At 69.4% G+C, this 15,115-nt stretch carries 14 protein-coding genes, 1 tRNA gene and 1 other RNA gene; 13 read left to right on the forward strand and 3 right to left on the reverse strand.

Annotation, left to right across the window (positions count from 1 at the left end):
• Positions 1–70 precede the first annotated feature (70 nt).
• Positions 71–1,291 (reverse strand): bifunctional glutamate N-acetyltransferase/amino-acid acetyltransferase ArgJ, encoded by a 1,221-nt coding sequence (argJ, locus tag ACRYJK_RS02650; protein ID WP_482666039.1) that lies wholly within the window; start codon positions 1,289–1,291, stop codon positions 71–73.
• Positions 1,292–1,415: 124 nt separating this feature from the next.
• Between argJ and ACRYJK_RS02655 the strand changes: the two genes are divergently transcribed.
• From ACRYJK_RS02655 to ACRYJK_RS02690, 8 genes are all read left to right on the forward strand, one after another.
• Positions 1,416–1,703: a hypothetical protein gene (locus ACRYJK_RS02655; protein WP_482666040.1), complete on the forward strand. Its 288-nt coding sequence runs from the start codon at positions 1,416–1,418 to the stop codon at positions 1,701–1,703.
• 98 nt (positions 1,704–1,801) lie between these two features.
• Entirely contained in the window at positions 1,802–4,549 is a 2,748-nt protein-coding gene (gene secA, locus ACRYJK_RS02660) for a preprotein translocase subunit SecA (protein WP_482666041.1), read from the forward strand.
• 50 nt (positions 4,550–4,599) lie between these two features.
• Positions 4,600–4,887, forward strand: coding sequence for an exodeoxyribonuclease VII small subunit (locus ACRYJK_RS02665; RefSeq protein WP_482666042.1), 288 nt, complete (start codon positions 4,600–4,602; stop codon positions 4,885–4,887).
• 66 nt (positions 4,888–4,953) lie between these two features.
• On the forward strand, positions 4,954–5,820 hold the full coding sequence (locus ACRYJK_RS02670; protein WP_482667381.1) for a polyprenyl synthetase family protein: 867 nt from the start codon (positions 4,954–4,956) through the stop codon (positions 5,818–5,820).
• Between the two features lie 19 nt (positions 5,821–5,839).
• Entirely contained in the window at positions 5,840–6,343 is a 504-nt protein-coding gene (gene coaD, locus ACRYJK_RS02675; protein ID WP_482666043.1) for a pantetheine-phosphate adenylyltransferase, read from the forward strand.
• A gap of 72 nt (positions 6,344–6,415) precedes the next feature.
• Entirely contained in the window at positions 6,416–7,150 is a 735-nt protein-coding gene (locus ACRYJK_RS02680; protein ID WP_482667382.1) for a peptidylprolyl isomerase, read from the forward strand.
• A 40-nt stretch (positions 7,151–7,190) separates the two neighbouring features.
• Entirely contained in the window at positions 7,191–8,216 is a 1,026-nt protein-coding gene (gene queA, locus ACRYJK_RS02685; RefSeq protein ID WP_482666044.1) for a tRNA preQ1(34) S-adenosylmethionine ribosyltransferase-isomerase QueA, read from the forward strand.
• 59 nt (positions 8,217–8,275) lie between these two features.
• Positions 8,276–9,313, forward strand: coding sequence for a bifunctional transcriptional activator/DNA repair enzyme AdaA (locus ACRYJK_RS02690; RefSeq protein WP_482666045.1), 1,038 nt, complete (start codon positions 8,276–8,278; stop codon positions 9,311–9,313).
• Here the strand turns inward: ACRYJK_RS02690 and ACRYJK_RS02695 are convergent.
• Positions 9,310–10,248, reverse strand: a complete 939-nt coding sequence (locus ACRYJK_RS02695) for an L-threonylcarbamoyladenylate synthase (RefSeq protein WP_482666046.1) — start codon at positions 10,246–10,248, stop codon at positions 9,310–9,312. The two genes, ACRYJK_RS02690 and ACRYJK_RS02695, sit on opposite strands and share 4 nt — an antisense overlap.
• 107 nt (positions 10,249–10,355) lie before the next feature.
• Between ACRYJK_RS02695 and ACRYJK_RS02700 the strand changes: the two genes are divergently transcribed.
• Both ACRYJK_RS02700 and ACRYJK_RS02705 read left to right on the forward strand, forming a co-directional pair.
• The gene (locus tag ACRYJK_RS02700) at positions 10,356–12,095 is read left to right on the forward strand and encodes an acyl-CoA dehydrogenase (protein WP_482666047.1); all 1,740 of its coding nucleotides are present in this window, start codon (positions 10,356–10,358) and stop codon (positions 12,093–12,095) included.
• Positions 12,085–12,891, forward strand: a complete 807-nt coding sequence (locus tag ACRYJK_RS02705; protein ID WP_482666048.1) for a transglutaminase-like domain-containing protein — start codon at positions 12,085–12,087, stop codon at positions 12,889–12,891. The genes ACRYJK_RS02700 and ACRYJK_RS02705 overlap by 11 nt, the downstream gene beginning before the upstream one ends.
• Before the next feature lie 14 nt (positions 12,892–12,905).
• Here the strand turns inward: ACRYJK_RS02705 and dinB are convergent, their stop codons facing one another.
• Complete coding sequence (dinB, locus tag ACRYJK_RS02710) at positions 12,906–13,988, reverse strand: DNA polymerase IV (protein ID WP_482666049.1); 1,083 nt, start codon at positions 13,986–13,988, stop codon at positions 12,906–12,908.
• A gap of 91 nt (positions 13,989–14,079) precedes the next feature.
• Here dinB and ACRYJK_RS02715 point away from each other — a divergent pair.
• The 3 genes from ACRYJK_RS02715 (at position 14,080) to ssrA (ending at position 15,091) form a co-directional block, all read left to right on the forward strand.
• Positions 14,080–14,153: transfer RNA gene (locus ACRYJK_RS02715), tRNA-Gly, on the forward strand.
• Between the two features lie 148 nt (positions 14,154–14,301).
• Positions 14,302–14,727: a large conductance mechanosensitive channel protein MscL gene (mscL, locus tag ACRYJK_RS02720; protein WP_482667383.1), complete on the forward strand. Its 426-nt coding sequence runs from the start codon at positions 14,302–14,304 to the stop codon at positions 14,725–14,727.
• Between the two features lie 20 nt (positions 14,728–14,747).
• Positions 14,748–15,091: a transfer-messenger RNA gene (ssrA, locus tag ACRYJK_RS02725) on the forward strand.
• The last annotated feature ends 24 nt before the right edge of the window (positions 15,092–15,115 follow it).

Genomic DNA, 15,115 nt, shown 5'->3' on the forward strand with positions numbered 1-15,115 from the left:
CCTTCGAGGTCGCGTATCCAGCCCCGGCCCGGATCGCGTCCGAGCCGACGTCGTGTGGAACGACCCGGCCTTAGCTTCGATAGTCGGCGTTGATGCTGATGTATCCGTGCGTGAGGTCGCAGGTCCAGACGGTGGCCGCGCCATCGCCCAGGCCGAGGTCGGCGTGGATCGAGACCTCGTCCCCGCGCAGGTGCGCGGCGACGGGCGCTTCGTCATAGCCCTCGACTACCATGCCGTCGCGCGCAACGGTGACACCGCCGAAGCCGATTGACAGGCGATCGCGGTCGGCGGGTTCGCCGGCCTTGCCCACCGCCATGACCACCCGCCCCCAGTTGGCGTCCTCGCCGGCGATGGCGGTTTTCACCAGCGGTGAATTGGCGATCGCCAGCGCCACCCGTCGCGCGCTGTCGTCGCCCACCGCCCCGGTGACGCGCACTTCGATGAACTTGGACGCGCCTTCGCCGTCCCGCACCACCAGCTGGGCAAGCTCGAGCGCAACCTGCTCGATCGCGGCGTAGAGCGCATCCGTCCCCGCATCCTCCCAGCGCGCCAGCTCGGCGTGCTCCGCGGCGCCGGTGGCGAACAGCAGCACCGTGTCGCTGGTCGAAGTATCGCTGTCGACGGTGATGGCGTTGAAGCTCCCCGCCGTCGCCCGCGTCAGCATCGCCTGCAACAGCGCCGGCGCGACCTTGGCGTCGGTGAAGATGTAGGCGAGCATCGTCGCCATGTCGGGCGCGATCATGCCCGAACCCTTGACGATCCCGACCACCGCCACCCGCTCGCCCGCCACGGTCGCGCAGGCATGGGCGGCCTTGGCGAAGGTGTCGGTGGTGCCGATCGCATCGGTCGCCTCGCGCCAGCTTGCCGGCGCCGCCGCGAACGCCGTCGCTAGGCCGCGCTGCGCGATGTCGAGCGGCAGCGGCACGCCGATCACGCCGGTCGAGGAGACATAGACCTCATTGCCAAGGCAGCCCACCCGTGCGGCCGCGTCGGCGACAATCCCCTCCACCGCGGCGCGCCCGCGCGCGCCGGTGAAGGCGTTGCTGTTGCCCGCATTGACCACCAGCGCCCGCGCGCGGCCGTGGGGGAGGGCGGCGCGGCCGAGTTCGACCTCGCTCGAACAACAGATGTTGCGCGTGAACACCCCCGCGACCGCGGTCCCCTCGGCCAGCAGCGCCAGCGTCAGATCGGCGCGGTCCCAATCCTTGTACCCCGCCCGCGCCACACGCAGCTCCACCCCGCGCACGGGCGGCAGATCGGGAAAGGGGCGGGCGAGGGGACTGACGTTCATGCCATGCCGGTGCGACAAGCATCCCGCGCGATCAAGGGGGTGGCCCGCGTTGCTGTGGAGCCGTGTCGGGCGGGGTGACGCGCCGCGAACGATCCGCTAAGCGCACGGCAAGCTTTGCGATGCTATGTCGCGGAGTGATGGGGTGTGCCGGTTGCTGAAGCTGCTTGCGATGATGTCCGCGCTGTTCGCGGCCCTGGGTGGGCCCGCGGCGTCGGCGCGTGCGCAGACGCCGAGCGTGGCTCAGTCGGTGCAGGCGATCGGAGCGGTCGCGGCGGTCATCACCGCCCAGCAGCCCATCACCGCGCGCCCCGCACACAGGCTGCCGCCGCTGGCGCGGCAAGCGAAGGCGGCGAGCGCTCTTCCGGTCATGCGGGCGGCGCTCCGCCACCGTCCCGAGGTTCGGCGCGAATAGCGGACGTCCGCGCGCTTCGCGGCGCGCGCTGATCGTCGCTCTACTCGTGAACTCAAGCGGACGGCTTTGCAGGGCCGCCGCCACCCCAGGATATTCCCATGCTCGGCACTATCGCCAAGTCGCTGTTCGGCTCGTCCAACGACCGTTACGTCAAATCGCTCGGCAAGATCGTCAATCAGATCGCCGGTTTCGAGCCATCGCTGCTCGGACTTTCCGACGACGAGCTGCGCGGCAAGACCGACCAGTTCAAGGCGCGGCTGGCCGGGGGCGAAACGCTCGACGACATCCTTCCCGAAGCGTTCGCGGTGGTGCGCGAGGCGGCCAAGCGCACGCTCGGCCAGCGCCATTATGACGTGCAGATGATCGGCGGCATCGTCCTCCACCGCGGTGAAGTCGCGGAGATGCGCACGGGTGAGGGCAAGACGCTGGTGGCGACGCTCGCGACCTACCTCAACGCGCTTGAGGGGAAGGGCGTCCACGTCGTCACCGTCAACGACTATCTCGCCCGGCGCGACTGCGACTGGATGGGGCAGGTGTATCGCTTCCTCGGCCTCACCACCGGGGTGATCGTGCCAAACCTCACCGACCAGGAACGCCGCGACGCGTATAATGCGGACATCACCTACGCGACGAACAACGAACTTGGCTTCGACTATCTGCGCGACAACATGAAATATTCGCGCGAGGAGATGGTGCACCGGCCGTTCAACTTCGCGATCGTCGACGAGGTGGACTCGATCCTGATCGACGAAGCGCGCACGCCGCTGATCATCTCGGGGCCGACCGACGACAAGTCCGAAATGTACATCGCCGTCGACGCGCTGGTGAAGCAGCTGGGCGAACCCGACTACGAAAAGGACGAAAAGCAGCGCAACATCACGCTCACCGAAGAGGGGACCGAGCGCGTCGAGCGATTGCTCGAGGACGCCGGGCTGCTGCATGGCAGCAACCTCTATGACATCGAGAACACGCAGCTCGTCCACCATGTGAACCAGTCGCTGCGCGCCAACGTCCTGTTCCGCCGTGATACCGACTATATCGTCAAGGACGGCAAGGTCATCATCATCGACGAATTCACCGGCCGCATGATGGACGGGCGGCGCTGGTCGGACGGGCTCCACCAGGCGGTCGAGGCCAAGGAGGGCGTGCGGATCGAGCCCGAGAACCAGACTTTGGCGTCGATCACCTTCCAGAATTATTTCCGCATGTATCCCAAGCTCGGCGGCATGACCGGCACCGCCGCGACCGAGGCGGCGGAGCTGCACGACATCTACAAGCTCAACGTCGTCGAGATCCCGACCAACCGTCCGGTCCAGCGGATCGACGAGGAAGATACCTTCTACAAGGACACGAACGACAAGTTCCGCGGCATCGCCAAGACGATCCGCGAACATGCCGAGAAGGGCCAGCCGGTGCTGGTCGGCACGGTGTCGATCGAAAAGTCCGAGCTCCTCTCGCAATTCCTCAACGAGGAAGGCGTCGCGCACAAGGTGCTGAACGCCCGCTATCATGAGAGCGAGGCGCACATCGTCGCGCAGGCGGGCCGCGCAGGTGCTGTCACCATCGCCACCAACATGGCGGGGCGCGGCACCGACATTCAGCTCGGCGGCAACGTCGAGTTCCGCGTCGCCGACGAACTGCTCGAAATGCCCGAAGGCCCCGAACGCGACGCCGCGATCGAGCGCATCAAGGCCGAGGTCGAAGCCGAACGCGAGGCGGTGAAGGCCGCAGGCGGGCTGTTCGTTCTCGCCACCGAACGCCACGAAAGCCGCCGCATCGACAACCAGCTGCGCGGCCGTTCGGGCCGTCAGGGCGACCCCGGCCTGTCGCGCTTCTACTTGAGCCTCGACGATGACCTGATGCGCATCTTCGGGCCTGACACGGCGTTCGCCAAACTGATGCGCTCGAACCTCGAGGAAGGCGAGGCGCTGCCGCCGTCGCGCTGGCTGTCTAAGGCGATCGAAACCGCGCAGAAAAAAGTCGAGGCGCGCAACTACGACATCCGCAAGCAGGTCGTCGAATATGACAACGTCATGAACGACCAGCGAAAAGTCGTGTACGAACAGCGCAGTGACATCATGGACGCGGACGCGGTCGACGACGTGCTGCACGACATGCGCCACGAAACGGTCAATGCGCTCGTCTCCGACGCCTGCCCGCCGGGGAGCTATCCCGAACAGTGGAACCTCGATGCCCTGCGCGAAGCGGCGCGCGAACTGCTGGGCGTCGATGCGCCGGTCGACGCGTGGGCGAACGAGGATGGGCTCGACCCCGAGACGATCGAGGAGCGGCTCGCCCAGCTCGCCGACGAAAGCGTCGCGGCGAAGGTCGCGGAGGCCGACCCCGACACGTGGAAACAGGTGGAAAAGTCGATCCTTCTCCAGAATCTCGACCACCACTGGAAGGAGCATTTGTCGACGCTCGACGCGCTGCGGACGGTGATCTTCCTGCGCGCCTATGCCCAGAAGCAGCCGATCAACGAATATAAGCGCGAGGCGTTTCTGCTGTTCGAGCGGATGCTGCAGACCATTCGCGAGGATGTGACCAAGACCGTCGCCCACGCGCAGCTGCGCTACGAGGAGCCGGCGCTGCCCGATCTCCCGGACTTCCTGACGACGCACATCGATCCATTTACCGGCGAGGACAACACCCGCGACTTCGACGGCGGCGCGGCAGGCACGGTTACCGCGACGCTGCCGCCGATGGCGATCGTGCGTCCGGACATGCCGGAACTGCCGGAGCTCGACGGCGGGGTGGAGCCACCGCTCAACCGTAACGCGCCCTGTCCGTGCGGGTCGGGGCGGAAATACAAGCATTGCCACGGGGCGATCGGCGCTCAGGCGTGAGCGAGGGTGCGCTTGACCGGGGTGGAGGCGCTCGCCACAACGCTCCGGTGATGCCCGACACTCCCGACACTCCCGCCGCTTCCGCCCCCGCCGCCGCCACCGCCACCGACGTCTCCGCGCTGACCTTTGAGGCGGCGCTGGAGGAATTGTCGACCATCGTGCGGCGGCTGGAGGCGGGGCAGGTGCCGCTCGACGACGCCATTGCGCTGTTCGAACGGGCGACGCTGCTCAAATCGCATTGCGACGCTCGCCTCGCTTCGGCGGAGGCGCGGATCGAGCAGATCCGGTTGGGCCAGGACGGCCAGCCCGCCGGCGTCGCGCCTTTCGACGGCGCCTGATCGCCCGCGATGCTGGACATGGACGCGGGCGAACGGACGGTCGACATGAGCAGGCTCAGCGCGGCGATGGCCGATTGCGCGGCGCGCGTCGATGCGGCGTTCGACGCCCTGCTGCCGGTGCCCACCGATGCGCGCGCGCCGCTCTATGAAGCAATGCGTCACGCCGCGATCGGCGGCGGCAAACGACTTCGCCCGTTGTTGGTGGAGGCGTCCGCGCGGCTGTTCGCGGTGGACCGCGACTGCGCGATGCGCGCCGGCCTCGCAGTGGAGGCGATCCACGTCTACTCGCTGATCCACGACGATCTGCCGGCGATGGACGATGACGATGTCCGACGCGGCAAACCGACCGTGCACAAGGCGTTCGACGAAGCGACCGCGATTCTCGCCGGCGATGCGCTGCATGCCTTTGCTTTCGAGATCCTGACCGAGTCCGACACGCACGCCGACCCGTTCGTGCGCTGCGAGCTGGTCACCGAACTCGCCCGCGCCGCCGGACCTTCGGGCCTGGCGGGCGGGCAGGTGATGGACCTCGCCGCCGAACAGCTGAGCTTCGACCTCGCCACCGTGACGCGGCTGCAGCAGATGAAGACCGGCGCGCTCATCAGCTGGTGCCTCGAAGCGGGCGCGATCCTCGGCCGGGTGCCGCCGGAGGGGCGTGCACCGCTGCGTGGCTATGCCCGCGACATCGGGCTCGCTTTCCAGATCGTCGACGACCTGATCGACGTCGAGGGGGATGCGGCGGTCGCCGGCAAGGCGGTCGGCAAGGACGCCGCGGCGGGCAAGGAAACCTTCGTTTCGCTGATGGGCGTAGATCGTGCGCGGCAGCAGGCGCAGGCGCTGACCGACCAGGCGATCGCGCATCTCGAAGGGTTCGGCGAAGAGGCCGACCTGCTGCGCGACATCGCGCGCTATATCGTCGCACGCGATCACTGACTGAAGGGGGCGGGGGTTGATGAAGCGCGTCGGCATCTATCCAGGCACGTTCGACCCGATCACGCTCGGCCATGTCGACATCATCCGTCGCGGTGCGAAACTCGTCGACGAGCTCGTCATCGGTGTGTCGACCAACCCCAGCAAATCGCCGATGTTCACGCTCGACGAGCGGATGGCGATGGTCGCGCGCGAGTGCGAGGGGCTCCCCGGCACGATCCGCGTCGTCAGCTTCGATGCGCTGCTGATGCATTTTGCCAAGGCGCAGGGGGCGAGCGTCATCGTGCGCGGTCTGCGCGCGGTCGCCGACTTCGAATATGAGTATCAGATGGCCGGCATGAACCAGCAGCTCGACGATGAGATCGAGACGGTGTTCCTGATGGCCGATGTCGGCCTCCAACCGATCGCCTCGCGACTCGTCAAGGAAATCGCGCTGTTCGGCGGCCGCATCGACGCATTCGTCCCGCCGCGAGTCGCCACCGAACTCTACGCCCGCGTGGAAAGCGTTGGACGGCGCGGGTCATGAGCGGTTAAGCGCCCGCCGGCCATCGCGCACGGCAACGTTGGCGCGCCCGGCGTGAAAATTGTGAGTGTGGGAATGTCGTTGAAGCCTGTTCGCCTGATCCTTTCCGCCGCGCTGCTGTCGCTGACCGCCGCGCCCGCGCTCGCGCAGACCGATCCGGTGCGTGACCAGGCGCGCGCCGATGCGACCGCTGCGGAAAGCGCACGGCTGTCGCCGCCGGCGATCGCGCCGGAGGGGGTGCTCAACAATCCCGAGCAGATGCTAGCGCTCGACCTGTCGAGCGGGGGGCGCGTGGTCATTCAGCTGCGGCCCGACGTCGCGCCGCAGCATGTCGAGCGGATCAAGAGCCTCACGCGCGCGGGCTTCTACAACGGGCTCACCTTTCACCGTGTGATCGAAGGTTTCATGGCGCAGGGTGGCGACCCGCTCGGGAACGGCACCGGCGGCAGCCAGCTGCCCGACCTTCCGGCGGAGTTCAACGGCCTCCCGCACGTGCGCGGGGCGCTGTCGATGGCCCGGTCGACCGAACCCAACAGCGCCAACAGCCAGTTCTTCCTGATGCTGCTCCCGCGCCTGACGCTCGACCGCAACTATACCGTGTTCGGGCGCGTAGTCAGCGGGATGGACGTGGTCGACCGCATCCAGCGGGGCGAGCCGCCGGCGAATCCGACGCGCATCGTCCAGGCGTCGGTGATGGCCGACCAGCGTCCGCTGCCGCCGGCGAGCGCACTCAACGCCGACGCCGCGCTGCCGCCGCCGGCCCCGCCCGCGCCGAGCGTCGATGAACTGAACGCCCCTCCGGGCAACTGACCGCGAACGCAGCCGCGGCCGCGCGGGGAGCTTTGCGCGCGTGCGCGTCGACCTGTTCGACTTCGACCTGCCCGCCGAGCGGATTGCGCTGCGCCCGGTCGCACCGCGCGATGCCGCGCGTATGCTCGTCGCCGGTTCCGGCGCTGCCATCGCCGACCACCATGTTCGCGATCTTCCGCAGCTGCTGCGGCGCGGCGATGTGCTGGTGTTCAACGACACCCGCGTCATTCCCGCTCAGCTGGAGGGGGTGCGCGGTCTGGCGAAGGTCGGCCTGACCCTCCACAAACGGCTCGGCCCGCGCCGGTGGGAGGCCTTTGCGCGCAATGCCCGGCGTCTCCACCCCGGTGACGAGATCGCCTTCGCCGGCGGTGTCGCGGCGCGCGTGGCGGAGCGGGGCGCGGACGGCGCGGTCGTCGTCGACTTCCTCGGCGACCAACCCGTCGAACTACTGCTCGAACGCGCCGGCACCATGCCGCTGCCGCCCTATATCGCCCGCCGCCGCCCCGCCGACGCGCGCGACGCCGACGACTATCAGACGATGTTCGGCAAACGCGACGGCGCGGTCGCGGCCCCGACCGCCGCGCTCCACTTCACGCCCGCGCTGATGGCGGCGCTCGTCGAAGCCGGAATCGCGCACGAACGGCTGACGCTGCACGTCGGGGCTGGAACCTTCATGCCAGTGAAGGTCGACGACACCGCCGACCATGTCATGCACAGCGAATGGGGCCGGCTCGACGCGGACGTCGCCGACCGCCTCAATGCGGTGCGCGACGCGGGCGGTCGGATCATCGCCGTCGGGACCACCGTCCTGCGCTTGCTCGAAAGCGCCTGGGCGGGCGACCGGCTCGCCGCGTTCGAAGGGGATACTGCGATCTTTCTCCAGCCCGGCGTGCGGATCCGCAGCGTCGATGGGCTGATGACCAATTTCCACCTGCCGCGCTCGACCCTGCTGATGCTGGTCGCGGCGCTAGTCAGCATGGAGCGCATGCGCGAAATCTACGCCCACGCCATCGCGCACCAATATCGCTTCTACAGCTACGGCGATTCGAGCCTGCTGATCCCCTGAACCGTTTTGACCGCAAGCTTCGGGATGGAGCGCCGACGCGGGCACGCTAGGGTGATCGCATGACCCCGACGATCGATCCAGCCGCAGCCCTCGCCGCCTGGCAAGCGCGCGATCGCAGCGCCGACGGGCGCTTCGTCGTCGCGGTTTCGACCACCCGAATCTACTGCCGCCCGAGCTGCCCCGCGCGCCATCCCAAGCCCGAACATATCCGCTTCTACGCTGCGCCGGGCGACGCGGAGGCGGCGGGCTATCGCGCCTGCCTGCGCTGTCGCCCCGACGGGGTAGCACGCGACGAGGCGGCGGTGGCGACCGCGCGCGCGATGCTCGACCGCGCCGACGACCGTGCCCTGTCGCTGGCGGAGCTCGCGGCCGCGACCGGCTACAGCGCCGCGCAGTTGCAGCGCATCTTCACCCGCGCCGTTGGGCTGTCGCCGGCGGCCTATGCGCGCTCGCGCCGTCACGCCCGCGCCGAAGCCGCGCTCGCCCAAGCGCCGAGCGTCACCGACGCGATCTACGCCGCGGGCTACGCGGCACCGAGCCGTTTCTACGCCGACAGCGCGCGGCGACTGGGGATGACGCCGTCGGCCTGGCGCGCGGGCGGGAGGGGGGTGACCGTCCGCTGGGCGGTGGTCGACAGCGCCTTCGGTCCGGCGCTGATCGCCGCCACCGACCGCGGCATCTGTCGCCTGTCGTTCGACGAAGGCGAGGCCGACTTGCGCCAACGCTTCCCCAACGCCGAGCTGTCCCCCGCCAGCCTCGACGATCCGATCATCGCCGCCGCTGCCGCCGCGATCGGCGATCCCGCGCGCGCCGCGGACGTGCCGCTCGACGTCGCCGGCACGCGCTTCCAGGAGGCGGTGTGGGCGGCGTTGCGCGCCATTCCGCCGGGCGAAACGCGCAGTTATGCCGAGATCGCCGCCGCGGTCGGCCGCCCGGCCGCCGTGCGCGCGGCCGGCAGCGCCAATGCCGCCAACAATGTCGCAGTGCTCATCCCCTGCCACCGCGTCGTCCGCAGCGACGGCAGCGCCGGCGGCTACGCCTATGGCACCGAACGCAAGCAGGCGCTGCTCGCTCGGGAGCGGGCGGGCGAGGGCTAGGCCGCCGCGCGGCGCAGGCGGTCGTTGATCGCGGCGCCCAGCCCGTCGGCGGGGATCGGCGACACCGCGATGCGCGGCCGCTCGCTCGCCGCGGCGGCGTGGAGCGCGTCGTAGAGCGCGGCCGCTGCCTCCACCACGTCTCCGGCGGCACTCAGCGGATAGTCGCCCGCGCTCGTGCCGAAGCTGATCCAATATTCGTCGCCCGCCGGTGCTTCGGCGTCGAGCCGCAGCGGCTTGCCCGGCGCATAGTGGCTGGCGAGCATGCCCGGCGCGACAACGCCCGCGGCCGCGTCGGCGCCCAACACCGGCACCCCCCCGATTGCGGCGAGCCGATTGCGGTCGACGGGGCCGTCGCGCAGCACGCGTATGGCTTCCCCGTCGCTGGCGACGATGGTCGATTCGAGCCCCTGCGCGCACGCGCCGCCCTCGATGATCAGCGGCACGCGCTCGCCCAGCGACCGCGCGACATGTGCCGCGCGCGTCGGGCTCACCCCCCCGCTCGCGTTGGCCGACGGCGCGGCGAGCGGCGCTCCGCTCTCGCGCAGCAGCGCCTGCATCGCCGGATGCGCGCTCACCCGCAGCGCCACGGTGGGCAGGCCGGCGGTGACGATGGCGGCGATGCCCGCACTCGCCCGCAGCGGCAGGACCAGCGTCAGCGGCCCGGGCCACAGCGCCTGCGCCAGCGAGCGGCTGACCGGGTCGAAGCTCGCCAGCGCCTCCGCCGCGGCGAGGTCGGCGACATGCACGATCAGCGGATTGAAATCGGGCCGCCCCTTCGCCGCGTAAACCTGCGCCACCGCACGCGCATCGCGAGCGTCCGCGGCGAGGCCATAGACCGTCTCCGTCGGCACTGCGACGATCCCGCCGGCGCGGATCAGCGCCGCCGCACGGGCGATGTTGGCCGCATCGGCGGGAAGGATTAGGGGCGCGGTCACGCTGCCGCCTCTAACCTTGCGCTGCGTTCGTGCGAAGCCATTTGAGTGGCACCCCGCCGGTCGCTACAGCCGACCGACCACCGCCCATTCGATCCGAGGTTCCCGCCATGGCCTTCCGCCCCCAGTCCCGCGAGCAGCGGTTCGTGCTCGAACATGTCGCGGGCATCGCCGACCTCGCCCGGACCGAACGCTTTGCCGAAGCGACACCCGACATGGTCGACGCGATCCTCGACGGCATCGGCCAGCTCGCCGCCGCCGAATATGCGCCGCTCAACCGCAAGGGCGACATCAACCCGCCCAAGTGGAACGCGGGCAGCGTCACCATGCCGCCGGGCTTTCGCGAAGCCTATCGCGCGGTCGTCGACGGTGGCTGGGGCGCGCTCGACGGGCCGGTCGAATATGGCGGGCAGGGCCTCCCCTTCAGCCTCGCCAATGCGGTGATCGAAAGCCTCGGCACCGCGAACATGGGGCTGACGCTGATCAACATCCTCACCCCCGGCGCCATTCACGCGCTGATGGCCTATGGCAGCGATGCGCAGAAGGCGCTGTGGCTACCCAAGCTCGTCAGCGGCGAATGGAACGGGACGATGAACCTGACCGAACCGCAAGCCGGTTCGGACGTGGGCGCGCTCACCACGCGGGCGGAGCCGATTGCCGACGGGGAGCATGCCGGGCTCTACCGGATCACCGGGCAAAAGATCTACATCACCTTCGGCGAGCACGACCTCACCGACAATATCGTCCACCTGGTGCTGGCGCGGACGCCGGGGGCGCCGGCGGGGACGAAGGGAATCTCGCTGTTCCTCGTGCCCAAGCTGCGGCTCGATGCGGACGGGCGCCCCGCGACGCCCAACGGAGTCGTCTGCCGCTCGATCGAACATAAGCTCGGCATCCACAATTCGCCGACCTGCGTGATGAGCTTCGGCGAGGATGGCGAGTGTCTGGGTGAACTCATCGGCGCGGAATATGGCGGTATGCGCGCGATGTTCGTGATGATGAACGCGGCGCGGCTGCTGGTCGGCAACCAGGGCGTGCACATTGCCGAGCGGGCGACGCAGGCCGCTACCGACTACGCGCTCGAACGTCGCCAGAGCGCGCGGGCGAGCGACCCCGCGTCGGGTCCGGTGCCGATCGCGGAGCATCCCGACGTGCGCCGGATGCTGCTGCGCATGCAGGCGCTGACGCAGGGTGCGCGCGCGCTGGTCTATTATAACGCGGGGCAGATCGACCGCGGCGCGCTGGGCGATACGGCCGCGGCGATGCGCGCCGACGTGCTCATCCCGCTGTCGAAGGCATGGTGCACCGACATCGGGGTCGAGGTCGCGAGCATCGGCGTGCAGGTGCACGGCGGGATGGGCTTCATCGAGGAGACCGGCGCCGCGCAGCATTATCGCGACGCCCGCATCGCCCCGATCTACGAAGGCACCAACGGTATTCAGGCCGCCGACCTCGTCGGGCGCAAATTGGGGCTCGGCAACGGTGCTGCGCTCGATACGCTGCTTGCGGATGTGAAGGCCGGCGCGGCGGGGGAGGGCCACCTCACCGCGCTCGCCGACGCGTGCGCGGACGTGGCCGCGTGGATGCGCAGCGCGAGCGTGGACGACCGCCTCGCCGGCAGCGTCGACTTCCTCGCCATGTGCGCCGTCGCGGTCGCCGGCTGGCAGATGAAGGTGCAGCTCGAGGCGCTCGAGAAGGGCGGGGGCGACCCCGACTTCTCCGCCGCGAAGCGCGCCGCCGCGCGCTTCTTCCTCGACCGCATCGTGCCCGAGGCGCTCGGGCGCAAGGCGGGGGCGATGGCTGGCGCGGGCGACCTCTACGCGCTTGAGGCGGGGCAACTTGTCCTCTGACCCCACCACCAGGCTGCGGGTCGACGTCGCGCTGGAGTATGACTTCCCGGCGCCCGCCAGCGTCCTTTTCGCGATCGAAGCGCTCGATGGCCAGTGCCAGCGCGTAGGGCAGGAGGCGCTGGTCGTCGACGGCGCGCTTCTGCCGTCCGCCGCCGACGTCCACGACCTCGCCCGCTATCGCTGGCACGAGGCGGGGGCAGGGCGGCTGTCGCTGAGGTACCGGGCAGAGGTGGAGGTCACGCGCCCGCGCCACGCGCTCGCCGATCTCCCGGCGACGCCGCTAAGCGCGCTCCCGGCGGAGGTCGCGCCCTTTCTCCTCGCCAGCCGCTATTGCACGCCGCAGCGGTTCGGCGCGGCGGTGGCGGACCTGTTCGGCATCGCCCCGGGCGTGGTCGCCGATGGTTCGACCATTGCCGCGATGCGCGACTGGGTCCGCGAGCATCTGAGCTACGTCCAGTCGAGCGACTGGAACACCACCGCCGAAGACAGTTTCGTCACTCGCGAAGGCGTGTGCCGCGACTATGCGCATCTGCTGATCGCTTTCGCGCGCGCGGCCAATGTGCCCGCGCGCTTCGTATCCGCCTATGCCTGGCAGCTCGATCCGCCCGATTTCCACGCGGTCGCGGAGGTGTATCTCGACGGCGCCTGGCGGCTGATCGACGCGACCGGCATGGCGCCCGAAGACACGCTGATCCGCATCGCCCACACCCGCGACGCGATCGATGCGAGCTTCATGACCATCTTCGGCAGCGCCGAAATGATCGACCAAAGAGTGAGCGTCACCGCAATCAACTGACGCGGCGACCGCGCTTATCCAGCAGCGAACAGCGGCAGTTCCTGCGGCGCGCGATCCGCGTCGTCGGCGCCTGGAAATCCGCTGACGCTCACCCCCAGCAGCCGCGCCCCCATGGGGAGGGGGAGGGCGGCGTCGAGGATGGCGCGCGCCCGAGCGAGGAGCGCGGCGTGCGCCGTCACGCGCTCGCCGCTGTTGGCGCGCGTGATAATGCGGAAATCGGCGAACTTGATCTTGACCGTCACCGTGCGCGGCGGCGGGTGCCCCTCCAGCCGCGTCCACACCGCATCGACGATCGTCGCCAGCGCCGCGTGCAGGTCTTCCGCCCGGCTGAGGTCATGGTCGAACGTCCGCTCCGCGCCGAGCGACTTGCGCACGCGGTCGCTTCGCACGGGGCGATGGTCGATGCCGTTGGCCATGTCGATCAGCACCTGTGCCCCCCGCCGGAAATGCGCGTCGAGCAGTTCGCGCGGCGCGGCGGCGAGCTCGGCGCAACTGGTGAGGCCGAGCGCCTCGAGCCGCGCTGCGGTGACCGGCCCGACGCCGTGCAGGCGCTTGACCGGCAGCGTGTGGACGAATGCCGCTTCACGCCCCGGCGGCACCACCGTCAGCCCGTCGGGCTTGCGATGGTCGGAGGCGAGCTTTGCCACCAGCTTGTTGGTCGCCACCCCGGCCGAGGCGGTGAGCCGCGTGACATCGAGGATCCGTGCGCGCACCGCTTCCGCCGTCGCCGTCGCGCTGCCAAAGCCGCCGCGGTCGCTGGTGACATCAAGATAGGCCTCGTCCAGACTCAACGGCTGCACCGCGTCGGCGACCTCGGCAAAGATCGCGCGGATCTGCTGGCTGACCTCGCGGTACACGTCGAACCGCGACTTCACGAAGATGAGGTCGGGGCACAGCTTCGCCGCCGTCAGCGACGGCATGGCGGAGCGCACGCCATAGCGCCGCGCCTCGTAGCTTGCCGCCGCAACCACCCCGCGCAGCCGCGAGCCGCCGACCGCGACCGGCTTGCCGCGCAGCTCGGGAAAGTCGCGCTGCTCGACGCTCGCGAAGAACGCGTCCATGTCGACGTGGATGATCTTGCGCAGCGGCGCGGTCATGGCGACGTGCGTTCTACACCTGTTCCGCGACCGACGCAAAACCCCGGCTTGCGCGCGCGCCGCCTCCGTGGCATCCGGCGCGGCGAAGCGGGCGGGTATAGCATAGTGGTAATGCTCCAGCCTTCCAAGCTGGCTAGAGGGGTTCGATTCCCCTTACCCGCTCCACCTCTCCCTTCCGCACGCCGCCGCCATAACCCGGCCGCCGCGCACAGGCCGGTCACGCGGCACGCCCTGTCCCGCCTCGCTTGCCAGACGCGAGCAGCGACGGCAGGTTCGCCCCCAATCTCGACGCAAAGGGGGTCGCAAAATGGGCATGATGGGCGAATTTCGCGAGTTCATCGCCAAGGGCAATGTTCTCGACCTCGCAGTCGGCGTCATCATCGGCGCCGCCTTCGGAAAGATCGTCACCTCGCTCACCGAGGATGTGTTGATGCCGATCATCGGCGCGGTCTTCGGCGGAGTCGATTTCTCGAGCCAGTTCGTCCGCCTCGGCCCGCTCCCGGCCGGCTTCACCGGCGACGCGACAAATTACGCCGCGCTGAAGGCGGCGGGGGTGCCGATGATCGGCTATGGCGCGCTGATCACCGAGCTCATCAATTTCCTGATCCTCGCCTTCATCATCTTCCAGATCGTGAAGTTCGCGAACCGCGTCATGCGCCGCGGTCCCGACGCGCCCGCCGGCCCGACCGAGGCGGAGCTGCTCGCCGAAATCCGCGACGAGCTGCGCCGCCGGCCGTAACCGCGCGAGGCTCCGCGTCGCCCCTTGGCGGCACGGCGCCGCTCGACTATATCCTCTCGTGCCGGCTTGCCGGCTATGACGATAAATGGTGGCGTGGAATAGTCACAGCGGACCCGGGGGCAGTACCCGGCGGCTCCACCACCGACTGCGGTTCGCCGCGGTCGATGACGGGGCCGAACCAGGATCGACGTGTGGTGAAAGACGCAGACTTTCGTTCGGGCTGAGTAACCCGTTAAAGGCTCAAATCCACAAGTGCCAACGACAACGAGGCGCTCGCTCTCGCTGCGTAGTGGAGGACCTCACGGTCTGACATAACAAGGCAAGAGCGCGGTTCGGACCGAACCGGGCAACAGAATCGGAAACCAGCGGTTCGGGGGGTGCCGGGCAA

Source organism: Sphingomonas sp. BLHR8, assembly GCF_056821725.1.